Annotated in this window: 16 protein-coding genes; 6 read left to right on the top strand and 10 right to left on the bottom strand. The window is 46.1% G+C overall.

All coding sequences use genetic code 11. The features are described 5' to 3' along the window. Positions 1–76 precede the first annotated feature (76 nt). The 7 genes from groL to VQ048_RS05025 form a co-directional block, all read right to left on the bottom strand. Positions 77–1705 carry a chaperonin GroEL gene (gene groL / locus VQ048_RS05055; RefSeq protein ID WP_327610612.1) on the bottom strand — a complete coding sequence of 543 codons (1629 nt, stop codon included), beginning with the start codon at positions 1703–1705 and terminating at the stop codon, positions 77–79. Between the two features lie 130 nt (positions 1706–1835). Next, on the bottom strand, positions 1836–2114 hold the full coding sequence (locus VQ048_RS05050; RefSeq protein WP_327610611.1) for a co-chaperone GroES: 279 nt from the start codon (positions 2112–2114) through the stop codon (positions 1836–1838). Positions 2115–2320: 206 nt separating this feature from the next. Next, positions 2321–3151, bottom strand: coding sequence for a glutamate racemase (murI, locus tag VQ048_RS05045; protein WP_327610610.1), 831 nt, complete (start codon positions 3149–3151; stop codon positions 2321–2323). A gap of 67 nt (positions 3152–3218) precedes the next feature. Then, complete coding sequence (hemW, locus tag VQ048_RS05040; RefSeq protein ID WP_327610609.1) at positions 3219–4343, bottom strand: radical SAM family heme chaperone HemW; 1125 nt, start codon at positions 4341–4343, stop codon at positions 3219–3221. A gap of 56 nt (positions 4344–4399) precedes the next feature. Next, positions 4400–5350 (bottom strand): PorP/SprF family type IX secretion system membrane protein, encoded by a 951-nt coding sequence (locus VQ048_RS05035; protein ID WP_327610608.1) that lies wholly within the window; start codon positions 5348–5350, stop codon positions 4400–4402. Positions 5351–5391: 41 nt separating this feature from the next. Further along, on the bottom strand, positions 5392–6462 hold the full coding sequence (locus VQ048_RS05030) for an RluA family pseudouridine synthase (RefSeq protein WP_327610607.1): 1071 nt from the start codon (positions 6460–6462) through the stop codon (positions 5392–5394). Between the two features lie 54 nt (positions 6463–6516). Further along, positions 6517–7536 (bottom strand): PASTA domain-containing protein, encoded by a 1020-nt coding sequence (locus VQ048_RS05025; protein WP_327610606.1) that lies wholly within the window; start codon positions 7534–7536, stop codon positions 6517–6519. Between the two features lie 155 nt (positions 7537–7691). Here VQ048_RS05025 and VQ048_RS05020 point away from each other — a divergent pair, with 155 nt between their 5' ends. Genes VQ048_RS05020 through VQ048_RS05010 form a run of 3 tightly spaced genes read left to right on the top strand, consistent with a single transcriptional unit; the run spans position 7692 to position 9847 of the window. Beyond that, a complete protein-coding gene (locus VQ048_RS05020; protein WP_327610605.1) occupies positions 7692–8675 on the top strand; it encodes a D-alanine--D-alanine ligase in 984 nt (327 codons plus the stop codon). A 37-nt stretch (positions 8676–8712) separates the two neighbouring features. Continuing rightward, entirely contained in the window at positions 8713–9171 is a 459-nt protein-coding gene (gene coaD / locus VQ048_RS05015; RefSeq protein WP_327610604.1) for a pantetheine-phosphate adenylyltransferase, read from the top strand. 43 nt (positions 9172–9214) lie between these two features. Continuing rightward, positions 9215–9847: a trimeric intracellular cation channel family protein gene (locus VQ048_RS05010; RefSeq protein WP_327610603.1), complete on the top strand. Its 633-nt coding sequence runs from the start codon at positions 9215–9217 to the stop codon at positions 9845–9847. Positions 9848–9933: 86 nt separating this feature from the next. Here VQ048_RS05010 and VQ048_RS05005 read toward each other — a convergent pair whose 3' ends face one another. Together VQ048_RS05005 and VQ048_RS05000 are read right to left on the bottom strand one after the other, a co-directional pair. After that, entirely contained in the window at positions 9934–10500 is a 567-nt protein-coding gene (locus VQ048_RS05005) for a DUF2892 domain-containing protein (protein WP_327610602.1), read from the bottom strand. A gap of 59 nt (positions 10501–10559) precedes the next feature. Further along, entirely contained in the window at positions 10560–11057 is a 498-nt protein-coding gene (locus VQ048_RS05000) for a dihydrofolate reductase (protein ID WP_327610601.1), read from the bottom strand. Positions 11058–11135: 78 nt separating this feature from the next. On the opposite strand from VQ048_RS05000, the gene VQ048_RS04995 reads away from it, so the two are divergent. From VQ048_RS04995 to VQ048_RS04985, 3 genes are read left to right on the top strand one after another with little or no spacing between them, the layout of a single operon-like run. Further along, a complete protein-coding gene (locus VQ048_RS04995; protein WP_327610600.1) occupies positions 11136–11747 on the top strand; it encodes a LemA family protein in 612 nt (203 codons plus the stop codon). Between the two features lie 5 nt (positions 11748–11752). Further along, entirely contained in the window at positions 11753–12181 is a 429-nt protein-coding gene (locus VQ048_RS04990) for a TPM domain-containing protein (protein WP_327610599.1), read from the top strand. Beyond that, positions 12162–12980: a TPM domain-containing protein gene (locus tag VQ048_RS04985; RefSeq protein WP_327610598.1), complete on the top strand. Its 819-nt coding sequence runs from the start codon at positions 12162–12164 to the stop codon at positions 12978–12980. Before VQ048_RS04990 ends, VQ048_RS04985 begins: the two co-directional genes overlap by 20 nt. An 80-nt stretch (positions 12981–13060) precedes the next feature. Here VQ048_RS04985 and VQ048_RS04980 read toward each other — a convergent pair whose 3' ends face one another. Continuing rightward, a complete protein-coding gene (locus VQ048_RS04980) occupies positions 13061–13867 on the bottom strand; it encodes a head GIN domain-containing protein (RefSeq protein WP_327610597.1) in 807 nt (268 codons plus the stop codon). Positions 13868–13881: the final 14 nt, after the last annotated feature.

Below are 13881 nucleotides of genomic sequence, written 5' to 3'. Positions count from 1 at the left end.
AGCCTCTAAAAACACAAAAAAGCTCTGTTCAGAAATCCCGAACAGAGCTTTTTATCATTAATTCTGATGCAATCTCTTACATCATTCCCGGCATACCACCACCCATTGGCGGCATCGCAGGCTCGTCTTTCTTCACCTCGGTAATCACGCACTCGGTTGTCAACAACATTCCTGCTACGGAAGCCGCGTTCTCCAAAGCCACACGGGTTACTTTAGTCGGGTCGATAATTCCGGCCTCCAACATATTAACATACTCGTCTGTTTTTGCATTGTATCCGAAATCGCCTTTCCCTTCGGCCACTTTCGCAACAATAACCGAACCTTCGCCACCAGCATTGGCCACAATTTGTCTCAACGGCTCTTCGATAGCTCTTTTCACAATCTTAATACCGGTAGATTCGTCCTGGTTGGAAGCATCCACTCCGTTCAATGCTTCAATCGCTCTTACAAGCGCCACACCTCCTCCAGCAACAATTCCTTCCTCAACCGCCGCTCTAGTCGCATGAAGCGCATCGTCCACACGATCCTTCTTCTCCTTCATTTCCACTTCAGAAGCTGCTCCCACATAAAGAACCGCGACTCCGCCAGCCAATTTAGCCAAACGTTCCTGAAGTTTTTCTCTGTCGTAATCGGAAGTCGTAGTCTCCATCTGTGCTTTGATTTGATTAACTCGACCTTTGATTTCCGCTTCGTTACCCGCACCGTTCACGATAGTGGTGTTGTCCTTATCAATTGACACCTTCTCTGCCGTACCCAACATATCGATAGTAGCGTTCTCCATGGTGAAACCTCTCTCTTCGGAAATCACCTGACCGCCAGTCAAGATAGCAATATCTTCCAACATCGCCTTTCTTCTATCCCCAAATCCAGGCGCTTTAACCGCCGCAATCTTCAATGAACCGCGTAATTTATTAACCACCAAGGTAGCCAACGCTTCGCCTTCCACTTCTTCGGAAATAATCAAAAGAGATTTTCCAGCCTGCGCCACAGGTTCAAGCACAGGAAGAAGCTCCTTCATAGAAGAAATTTTCTTCTCTACCAGAAGAATGTACGGGTTATCCAACTCCGCTACCATTTTCTCAGGGTTCGTCACAAAATAAGGCGACTGGTATCCACGGTCAAACTGCATCCCTTCCACCACGTCAACGGTAGTATCGATGCCTTTCGCCTCCTCCACAGTGATAACGCCTTCTTTACCAACCTTACCGAAAGCCTCCGCAATAAGAGCCCCGATGGTCTCGTCGTTATTAGCCGAAACAGAAGCCACCTGCTTGATTTTTTCGTTGGAATCCCCAACCTCCTGAGATTGAGACTTCAAATTGGCCACCACCATGGCTACAGCCTTATCAATCCCTCTTTTCAAATCCATAGGATTAGCGCCTGCCGCTACGTTTTTCAAGCCCTCGCGCACGATAGCCTGAGCCAAAACCGTTGCTGTAGTCGTACCGTCTCCGGCAATATCATTGGTTTTGGAAGCCACTTCCTTCACCATCTGAGCGCCCATGTTTTCCACTTTGTCTTCCAACTCGATTTCCTTAGCTACGGAAACCCCGTCTTTAGTCACATGAGGTGCACCGAACGATTTTTCAATGACCACATTACGCCCCTTAGGCCCCAAGGTTACCTTTACGGCGTTTGCCAAAGCATCTACTCCTCTTTTAAGAGCATCTCTAGACTCGATATCAAATTTTATGTCTTTTGCCATTTTTTTAGTTTTGATTTTAGCGGATATCCCCAGGCAGAAAATCCCCGCCGAATTGTTTTTGTTTTCGTTTTACGGCCATTTCCGAAGCGCTGCCCCTCTTGCGAAAAAAGCCATTATTTGTTTACCAGCCTTAGCCTACAATCCCCAACAAATCGCCTTCTTTCACTATCAGGTAATCCTTACCTTCCAATTTCAACTCTGTTCCGGCGTATTTCCCGTAAAGAACTCTATCTCCTACTTTTACGGTAGTCGGCTCATCCTTTTTTCCAGGGCCTACAGCCACCACGGTACCTTCCTGAGGTTTCTCTTTCGCAGTGTCCGGGATGATGATTCCTGAAGCAGTCGTCGTTTCGGCAGCATTCGGTTCAACAAGAACACGATCCGCCAATGGTTTGAAATTTACTGACATAACTTAATGTTTGTTTATGGTTTTTTAAATTCTTTGGTTTAAAATCTCTCCTGCACCGTCTCCAAAACTTTGCCAAGCAAACCTTCCGGCCTATTTAGCATTCAATTTGGCAGAAATCCCAACCCAACCATGAAAATTTGGCAGAAAAACAGACACCCCGGCCCCCTCGGAATGGCATACTTTTACCCCCCAAAAAAACACCCGGCCTAAAGCACTTCCAATTCCAAACGAATGCTCTTCCCGAAAAATTTTTTCGAAATTTTTTCAAAATTCTTGGTAATATCCGATAAGTAAAAATGGTATTCCGGCAAAGCCGCCGAATCGTTAAGCAACTGATGCTGCTCCAAAATCATTCGTAACTGATTAGCCACAATCCCCGGAGAATCAATCACCCGAACACGGTTGCCATAGTATTGTTTAATCTCATCCATCAACAAAGGGTAATGCGTACACCCCAAAATAAGCGTCTCGATGTTTTTCAGCTTATTGTTACTGAGATAATTGTAAATAATCGCATGAGTAATCGGATGATTTTTAAACCCCTCCTCAATCGCCGGAACCAAAAGAGGCGTAGCCAACTCGTCCACTTTAATGAACTTATTATGCTTACGAATGGACTTACGATAAAGCCCAGAATTAACCGTCGCCTTTGTCGCAATCACCCCCACGTTATTATGAATTTCATAAGCCACCTTTTCGGCCACAGGGTTAATCACGTCAATCACAGGCACCCGACCGTCCACCAACTCCACCACTTCGTTCAGAGCATTGGCCGTAGCCGAATTGCATGCAATAACCACCGCCTTGCAATTTTTTTCCAATAAAAAACGGGTGATTTTCGTGGCATAACCTACAATCGCCTCCCGAGATTTTTCCCCATAGGGAAGATTTTTAGTATCGCCAAAATAAATAAGATTCTCTTTGGGGAGCATCTCCTTGATTTCCTTGGCAAAAACCAACCCGCCAACCCCAGAGTCGAATACCCCAATAGGCTGCTCCGAAGACAAATGCGAATAATCCTGTTTTTTCTTTTTCAAGTGGACTTATTTTTATGCAAAAATAACAAAGATTTCAGAGAACTTCTCCGAAGCCGAGAAATTTTAATCATAAGACGAAAAGATCCGACGCTATCCCATCCGCCATAAACCAATGCCGTGAAGGAATCCTAAGCCGCCCCTGCGCCTCAGTTAAAAGCCCTGCCTCCAACTTACGCCCTGCCTCTTTACGGTAATGGCGCCGTATTTCCTCAGAAAACGCCGTATCCAAAAGGCTCAAATCCACACCGTCTGCCGTTCTAAGCCCAATCATCAACCATTCGTTGTAGCGGTCCTTCTCCGAAAGAAATTCCTGTTCCAAAGGAAGTTCCCCCGCCGAAAGGGCCTTAAGATAATGGGCATTATTTGCCACATTCCAGCTACGCCGTCCCTCTCCGTCATAAGAATGAGCCGAAGGCCCGATGCCCAAGTAAGGTTCATAGTTCCAATACGCCGAATTATGCCTGGAGCGAAATCCTTTCTTAGCAAAATTGGAAATCTCGTAATGTTCAAAACCCTCGCGAGTCAAAACATCAACCATATGAAAAAATTGGCGGTTCTGCGTTCCTTCCGAAGGAGCCTGAAGCCGTCCCTTTTGAACCCACGCTTGTAGAGCCGTTCGAGGTTCCACCGTTAAAGCATACGAAGAAACATGAGGCACCTCCAATGCCACCGCCCGATCCAAATTTGCCTCCCACTGCGAAAAATCCGAAACCGGAGAACCGTAGATCAAATCGATGCTGAGATTTTCGATTCCGGCATCCTGCGAACGCTTCACCGCCGCTTCCGCCTGTTGCCCAGAATGCGAGCGATTCATCAATTTTAAATCCTCGTCAAAAAAACTCTGAATCCCAACCGAAAGACGATTAACCCCCAACGAAACCAACCCTTTAAGAAAATCCGTCGAAAGATCTTCCGGATTCGCCTCCAAAGTTATTTCAGCCGTATCGGAAAAATCATAATACCGCTGAAGCACCTCCATTAATCCTCCCATTTCCGAAACAGACAAAAGCGACGGCGTCCCCCCACCAAAATAAAGAGAAGGCAAGACTTTCGCATTCAACTCTCCAGCCCTAAGCTCAATCTCTCTCCGAATAGCCAAAAGCATCTGCTCTTTCCACCGGAGAGAAGTCGAAAAATGAAAATTACAATAGCTGCACTTCTGCCTGCAAAAAGGAATATGAATATAAACCATGAAACCGCCAACCCTACTAAACTAAAAACACCATAACACCACCTTCCCAACAAAACCTAGCGGTAGCGGTACCCTCGGGTATTGATGAAATTCTCAAAACGGTACCCTACGCTCAACATAAATCCATTCCCTCCATAAGTCTGAATCTGCGAAAGTCCCATATGGTACGCCGCACCAAAAGTAAACCGCCCGGCTTCCCCTTTGATTAGTGGCGAAAGGCTCAACTGCTGGGTCCCCACGTTATCCTTTGCCGTCCTAAAACTCACCCCCGCCGCAAAAAGCCCAGAATCGCCATAAACCTTTCCCAAAAGATTAAAATCCAACATCCGAGAAGAATTGGTATTGAGATTCAACAGCAAGGAAGGCTCCACAGATACCCCTTCAGCCAACTCCCAATCGTACCCCGCATTAAATAAATATTTAGTCGGAGAAGGCTCAATACCGTTTACGATAGGACGGTCGTTCGACAAAGGAATATCCAAAACCGAAACCCATGCAAAAAAACGACTGTAAGTCGCCTGAAGCCCCAAATTAGCATAAGCCACAAAAATACTGTTCGTCCCCGATTGAAGCAAAGGATCACCACTTTGTTGCGGATTAAGCATCGCCAAATCCACATTCATATTGTAAAAATTAACCGCCGTACCGAAAGAGAACTGATCCCTACGATCTCCGTCATCACTTAACGGAATAAAATAAGCGGCTCCCGCCGTAATGCCATTGGCCGAAATAGGCCCGTTCTGATCCCTGAAAAAAGACACTCCCGCTCCCAACCGGTCGATTACATTCGCATGAAGCCCCACCGTCTGAACATTAGGCGACAAATCAAATTTAGAAAACTGCTTTTGATAAGTCCCATGCAGCACCACATCATCCGTCTCGCCATAGTGCGCCGGATTAATGAGGAACTTTCCGCCCAAAAGGTATTGTTGATAAACAGGCAAGGTCTCCTGGGTTAATCCCCAAACGCCCCATTGCAATAATAAAAAGACGGCTAATTTTTTCACGATACAGATGGTATTTCAGGACAAAGATAGGAATTATTGCTTCAATTATGCGCCAGATAAGTCCGCCACTTCTCTACAGCCTGCACCATATCTTCTGGCATAGGACTTTCAAAATACATTTCCTTTTTGGTTACCGGATGAATAAATCCGAGTGTATGAGCATGCAGCGCATGCCTAGGAAGCACCTCAAACACATTTTGGATGAATTGCTTATACTTAGGCAGATTCTGCCCCCGAAGCGGAATATGCCCCTCGTAACGCTCATCATTGAAAAGCGTATGTCCAATATGACGAAAATGCGCTCTAATCTGATGCGTACGCCCTGTCTCCAACTTACATTCCACCCAGGTCATATAACGAAACCGCTCAAGAACACGATAATGGGTTACCGCATGTTTTCCTTGGCTTCCGTCCTCGTAAACCGCCATCTGCATCCGGTTCTTCAAATGCCGCCCGATGTGCCCCCGAATCGTTCCTTCATCCTCCGAAAGATTCCCCCAAACAAATGCCCAATAGAGCCGCCGGGTTTTACGGTCAAAAAACTGCTTGGCCAAATGACTCAACGCATACTCGTTCTTGGCCACCACCAAAAGCCCTGAAGTATCCTTATCAATACGATGAACCAACCCTATGCGGTCCAAATCGGTCTTTAACCCCGACTGCTCAAAACGATAGGCCAATGCATTAACCAAAGTCCCATCCCAATTGCCATGCCCCGGGTGCACCACCATTCCCGCAGGTTTATCTACCACCAAAACATCTTCATCCTCATAAACCACATTCAGAGGAATCGCCTGAGGCACCACAACGTTTTCCCGAGGAGGCCTTGCCATAAGCACAGAAATCTCGTCCCCCGGCTTCACCCTGTAATTTTGCTTTACAGGCTTACCGTTCACCACCACATTTCCCGCCCTGCAAGTTTGGGAAATTTTGTTACGCGAAGAATTCTGCCTGAAAATCTGCAAGTATTTGTCAATCCTCAGCAATTCCTGCCCCGGATCCACCATAATGGACAAATGTTCATAAAGCCCCTCGTTTTCTTCTTCAATGGAAGCTTCCGCTTGGCTTCCCTGAGTTTCATCCTCAAAATAATCGTCTCTAAAATCCTCCATAGGTTGTTTTGCAAAAAAAAGCCTCAACCCTTTGTTGAAGCTTTTAAGCTTGTTTTATTCCACTATTACTTTTTTGGTTTTCGGTTTCTCCGGAGATTTTGCCGGTTCCGCAGCCGGAGATTTTGAAGATTTAGAATCCTCCGCAGGCTTCACTTCCGAAGCCTTGCCCGACGAAAGCGTTGGCGTCCGCTGGGGTAAAGGCTCTGGCGATACCGTTTCAGGCTGTTGGTACACCGGAATTTCCTCGTACCTTACCGGAGGAAGGGAAGTATCCATCTTCACACGGTACATGGAATTAAGCTGACGTATCTTGGCGCCCATTTCGGCCGGCGTCTTTCTGCTAGCCCAAAGGTCAATCTGCATCCCCTGATCCCGGATAGAACCTCCCTCGGGATCTTGATAATAAACAATATACGAATCATCTTGGCGACCATCCTCGTATTCCACCAACCCGACCTCAAACAAATTGTTAGCCACGACCGCCTTAGCCTCCTGAACAGTTAATCCGATAAGATTCGGAACCGTCACATTACGCTTTGGTCCCGTACCAATCACCAAATCAATCGTCGAAAATCTCGGCAGCAAAACACCGGGTTTCAAAATACTTCCGTTTCGCTGCATCCGAATTACCGCATCCCGTTGGATATTAGGTTCGTAGATGGTATCGCCCACAGAAAGCCCTACCGCTTCCAACTGCCTAAAAGCCAAACCTTTATACTTATCCAAAATATCAGGAACTTGCACCGGCGCCCAAGTTTTCGGGTTCACCCGCAAGATAATCGCACGGCCTCCTTTAACCCTTGCTCCCGGATTCGGATAAATCTGAAGCACCTGGTAAGGACGGTACTTCGGATCGTATTTAAAACTATCGACTTCGTAGTCCAACCCGGCATCATCCAATGCTTCTATAGCCTTGTGTACCGACATATTGACCACATTAGGCACAGGAATTTCCTTTCCGTGGTTAGTGTGGAACTTCAACCAATAAAAGGCCAGCCAAACCAACCCCGCGAATACCGCTGCCGCAAGCAACATATTCAGCAATACTTTCCAGTGGAAAAGCGACTTTAACATACGTTTATTTTATAATCAATCGTCGGGGCAAATATAACCAATATTTTCAGAATACACCCCCGTCTTTTTTCGCCTTCCGTTTTCTCACAAATTGCATTTCCCACTCCTGGATAAAACAATTTGTACTAAATTTGCCCTTTCAGAATCCGATTGTCATGAACAAACACAACATAGCCGTAGTCATGGGAGGCTATTCCGAAGAGTATAAAGTTTCGCTGAAAAGCGGCCAACTCATTTTCGATTCTCTGGATCGAACACTTTATAATGTTTACAAAGTCGTCATCCTCGCGGAAGAATGGTACATGCTAACCGAAAACGACCAAAAAATCCCACTAAACAAAGAGGATTTTTCCGTCACCACACCGGAAGGCTCTCGTCTGAAATTTGACGTGTGTTTCAACACCATTCACGGCAAACCCGGAGAAAATGGCGAACTGCAAGCCTACTGGAACACCATCGGCCAAAAATACACCGGATGCGGATTCTATCAAAGTGCTTTGACCTTCAACAAAAAGGATACGCTGGCGGTTTTAGCAAAATACGGCATCCCTTCCGCCAAAAGCATTTACTTGAGAAAGGGCGACCTCATCGCCCCTGAAAAAATCGCCGACGAATTAGGACTCCCTTGTTTTGTAAAACCCAATCAAAGCGGTTCTTCCCTCGGAATTTCAAAAGTTAAAACCCTCGAGGAATTCCCCAATGCCTTCGATTTGGCCTTTGCCGAAGACGACGAAATCATCATCGAAAGCTTTTTGGACGGCATGGAAGTTTCCGTGGGCGTTGTGGATTTCAACGGCGAACCCATCGTCCTAGGCATCACCGAAATTGTCCCCGAAAAAGAATTTTTCGATTACGAAGCCAAATACCTCGGAGCCTCAAAGGAAATAACCCCCGCCCGAATCGACGAAGAAACCAAAACCAAAGTGGAACACATCGCCAAACGTGCCTACCAATCGCTCGGCATGAGCGGCTTCTCCCGTTCGGAATACATCATCGTTAATGGAGAACCTTTCATGCTGGAAATGAATACCAACCCGGGATTCTCGCCGGCATCCATTCTTCCTCAACAAGCCCAGCATTACGGCATTTCCATAAAAGATTTGTGCGGCAACGAAGTAGAAAAAGCTTTAAACAAATAACCTCGGCCTCAACCCCCTATCGCTTAACACCAACAACATGAAAACAGCCGTATTTCCAGGTTCATTCGATCCAATCACCTTAGGGCATTACGACATCATCGAAAGAGCCGCCACCCTGTTCGACCGACTTATCATCGCCATCGGACAAAACTCCCAAAAAAAATACATGTTCCCTCTTGAAAAACGAATGGAGTTCATCCGAAAAGCCGTGGCGCACTTCGACAACGTGGAAGTGGATTATTTTGAAGGACTTACCGTCGATTACTGTTTCAAAAAAAACGCCCAGTTCATCCTAAGAGGTCTGAGAAACCCCGCCGATTTCGAATTTGAAAAAGCCATCGCTCACACCAACCGTACCATGGCCCATAAAAAACTCGAAACCGTCTTCCTGCTCACCTCCTCGGGAAAATCCTTTATCAGCAGCAGCATTGTAAGGGAAATCATCACCCACGGCGGCGAATACGAACTGCTCGTCCCTTCATCCGTTCGGTTGTAATTCACTCCTTTAATCCGAGGCTCTCACAGCCTCTTCTATATTCATGCACGAACCATTTAATTTCATCATCGAAATGCTCGGAACCATCTCCTTTGCCATGTCGGGAAGCTTCGCCGCCATGCAAAAAAGACTGGATCCGTTCGGCGTTCTGATTATCGCTTTCGTTACCTCGGTTGGCGGCGGTACCGTGAGAGACCTTCTTCTCGACGTTCCCGTCTTTTGGATGCACGACCTTTGGATATGCTCCCTCATCTTTATTACTTCTATCTTTTCCATGGTCTTTAAATCCATCGAAAAAAACTTCAAGGTTACCCTGTTTATTTTTGACAGTTTCGGACTGGGACTGTTCACCATCATAGGCATCCTCAAAGGCATCAACGCCGATTTACACCCCGTTATCTGCATGACTTTGGGCACCATTACCGGCTGTTTCGGCGGTATCATCCGCGATATTCTCCTCAATCGTATTCCGCTGATCTTCCGCAAGGAAATTTACGCCACAGCCTGCATCGTGGGCGGAGGAGTCTTCCTGCTTTTGGCGCATTACACTTCTCTATCCTCCACCCTCATCCAAATTGTTACCATTCTGCTTATTGTAGCCATACGAACCCTTGCCGTTAAATACCATTGGCAAATGCCCAAATTCTACGGCTACCATAACGACAACGAAATGTAACCCCCGAAATGTAAACTCCAACACCAAAAACAAAGCTGAAAGAAAATCTTTCAGCTTTATTAATTATATGCCTTTGAAAAAGAACGTTAAAAATATTTCCCTCTTTGCCGCATATGCGGATTATGCAAATGTTTCTGCATGGAAGGCATCTTCAACTGCTCCTTCATCATCTTGATTTGATCCGTCATCATGCCCGAAGTATCCAGACGCTTTGCCTCCTCAAGCAACCGCTGCCCCTCCTGACGACGCCCCTTGGATAGAGCCACAGCCGCCAAGTTAAGATTAGCCATTGCCCGGTCATGCTTCATATTAAGACCGTACTCCAATGCTTTTTTCATCAAAGGTTCTACTTTGGTCGGACTCTCCTGTGCCAACGTCAACCCCTGAAGATAATGGTAATAACCATACTGCGACCGATGCAACTGCGATTGGTAATTGCGTATCCCCGAGAGATATTCCGCCGCCTTAGCCATGTTTTGTTTTCTTAACTGCCAAAACGCCAGCAGAACATACTCGTTTTTAAAATAAAGAAGAATCGGGAACGCCGATAAAAAGAACACCACAATGCCCCACCCAATGTTACGGTTGAACATCATGTAAATCCCCAATCCCATAAGCAAAACTGCAATAACTAATTTTATGTTTTTATTCATTGTAAAATTTTAGTCGATTCGGCCGCAAAGATAAGCATTTTAGCGAAATTCCGTTTCCGTTAAGAAGGTTCGGCTACACGTTCAAAAGTCATAAAACACATTCCGTACTCGTTTTTTTCATCCTTCTCATGGCACTCTTCCCTTACCTTTTTCCACCAAGCTTCGTCGATTTCAGGAAAATAAGTATCCGCAGGAAGCTCTGCCTCCACTCGGGTGATTTCCAAACGATCGGCCACCGCCATCGTCTGCTCGTAGATATTACCCCCTCCGAGAACAAAAACCTCTGAATCAATCTTTTGGGCAAATTTAAGCGCCTCCTTCAGACTCCCCACAATAAGAATCCCTTCCTCAAACCAATCCGAACGTCGAGAAACCACAATATTGGTACGGTTAGGCAACGCCCGCCCAATGCTCTCATACGTCTTTCGTCCCATAATAACGGGATGCCCCTGAGTCAGGGTTTTAAAATGTTTCAAATCCCTCGGCAAATGCCAAAGCAACTGGTTTTTAGAACCAATTTCATTTTTCAACCCCAACGCCGCCACAATTGTTATCATCTATTTGTAAATTTTCCCAAAATTAGCACATAATTTGTATATTTGGGTAATGTCATTTAACATAAAAAAGATAAAACAATGAAAAACAAAGGTTGCATAAGCGCCGCCATCTTCGGCATCGCCTTACTGGTTATCGGAATTAGTTTCTTTTCCTGGGGAAAAGACAGCTACAACAGCTTCGTTAAAGAAGAACAGAATGTCAATGCCAAATGGTCTAACGTAGAAACCGTCTACCAAAAAAGAGTCAACCTCATCCCCAACCTGGAACGAACTCTGAAATCCTACACCAAATTCGAGCGGGAAACCTTGGTTAGTGTCATTGACGCCCGAAGCAAAGCCACCAGCATCACCATCGACCCGACTAATATGACCGAAGCCGACATGGCAAAATTTCAAGAAGCCCAAGGTCAGCTTAATGGCGCACTAAGCCGCCTTATGGCCGTCGTGGAACAATACCCCGACTTGAAAGCCGACCAGCAATACATTAATTTCCAAAGAGAATACACCGCCATCGAGAACAGCATTCGCGCGGAAACGGTAAACTATAACACCGCCGTTCAAAACTACAACGATCTGGTTCTTCGTTTCCCCAACAACCTTTTAGCCGGATTCTTCAATAAGAAAGAAAGACCGTACTACAAAGCCGAAGCCGGTTCCGAAAAAGCCCCTGAAGTATTCACCAACGAATAACCACCATGGATCATTTTCTTCCAGAGGAAGCCCTGGACCAAATCGTCAGCGCCATTAAAACCGCTGAACAAAACACAACCGGAGAAATCAGAGTGCACATCGACAACAATACCCTCTGCCGAAACGCCGAAAAAGCGTTCGAGGTGTTCACCCTGCTCTGCAAAGACCAAACCGCAGAGAAAAATGCCGTCTTGTTTCACATTAATTTCAGTCAAAAATACCTCACCATCATCGGCGACACAGGAATTCACCAAAAAGTTTGTCAGCATTTTTGGGATCGGCTGCACGACGAAACCACAGAAGAATTTGCGAAAGGAAACTTCGGCTCCGCCTTGGAAAAAGCCATCCTGAAAACGGGAAACGAACTCAAAAAACATTTCCCAAGCAATGAAAAAAATCCAAACGAACTCCCGGATGAAATCACGTTTTCTTAATTTTTCATCGGTTATTTTACTGTTCTTCTGCGGAATCTTTTGGGGTTCTGCCCAGTACACCGTACCGAAAAAACCCGACGTACTCTACCCCGTCTATGACGAAACCGGCTTGTTGAAAAAATCGGAAAAAGAAGCTTTAAACGAAAAATTGATTCGTTTTGCCGACTCCACCTCCACTCAAATTCAGGTGGTCATCATCCCGAGTACCAACGGAGAAGACGTTAATTTCGTCGCTTGGCAGTTCGGCGAACAATGGGGAATAAGAAATAAAACCGTCAACAACGGCATCGTTTTCCTGATTGCCACTAATGACCGTACGCTGTCCATCCAACAAGGACGCGATGTCGAACCCTACCTGAGCGCCTCACTCGCCGGGCAAATCATCGACTACATCGTTGTCCCTGATTTTAAAAAAGGACTATGGTACCAAGGCATCAACCGCGGGACCACTGCCATTATGGAAACCGTTCAGGGAAAATTTAAACCCATACCTCCAACGAAAAAAACCAACGAAAACCCCGATCCTGTTAGATTCTTGTTCACTCTATTAGTGGTTAAATTGATTGTAGGGCTGATTCTCTATCTTATTTTCAAGCAAAACGGTGGCGGTGGCAGTGGCTACGGAGGAGACGACGTCATCATCACTCGAAGAGGAAGAAGAAGCTATCCCGGAGGCGTTTTCACTTTTCCTTCGGGAGGCTTTGGAGGTGGAAGTAGTCGAAGCGGAGGTGGCTTTGGCGGATTCGGTGGTGGCGGATTCGGTGGCTTTGGCGGCGGTGGAGCCTCTGGAAGTTGGTAAGAAAAACAAAACTACCTACTAATAAAAAAGAGCCGTTAAAAAACCGCTCTTTTTTTATTCAACCTGTTGTTCCGATTTCCCTAGCGAATTTTCACCTCTCCTCCACTGCTTTCATCCCGTTGGACCGGTACGTTTGGCTGCGTTCGACCGACCTTAACGGAACCGCTCGAACTCGCCGAAGCCTTGGCCTCACCCGATACCGACACCGCAATCGAACCGGAACTTGAAGCCTGCAAAAGCGCTTTTTCCGTCACTAAATTTTTCGATTGAATCTCTCCCGAAGAAGACGCTTCCATTTGACTATTTTTCGCCTTCCCCTGAAGCGAAACCTCCCCTGAAGAACTCGTCGAAACCGAAAGATTAACCGCCCAAACATCCCCTTTGTACACCCCACTACTAGAAGCCTGAATCGATAAATCATTCGCCTCCAACGCCCCTTCGATCTCGCCGGCACTGCTCGCTCTAACACTCATTTTCTCCTGCACAAACTTATCCTTTAGAACAATATCTGCTGCGGAATTAGCCTCAATGAAAACAATATCTCGCGCATAAATCCGAGCTTTTACCCGATCCCGACGAACCCGATTAACCCCGGAAGCAAAACGAATATGCAAACGACCTTTCTCCACTTTAACCTCCACCTTATCCAAGACCTCCGAGTCGCCCTCCAAAATCACTTTTTCCACCTCCGAACGAAATACCTCCGCATCAATGCCCGTAGAGACTTCAATCCCCTCAAAATCCATCGTATACTCCCGGTCCCCCTTCGTAAACGAAGCCGACGACTCGGAAGTATTGAAGTTTTCTCGAACCGTAACCTTTCCTTCTTTGCTGGAACAAGCCGCCAAAAGCCAAACCGCCAATACCGTAATTACTCCTGTTTTCATAATTTTTGTTTTTT

The sequence above is a fragment of the Bergeyella anatis genome, assembly GCF_036016955.1.
Taxonomy (GTDB): Bacteria; Bacteroidota; Bacteroidia; order Flavobacteriales; family Weeksellaceae; genus JAYWXI01.
This window is presented reverse-complemented; position numbering and strand designations above follow the sequence as displayed.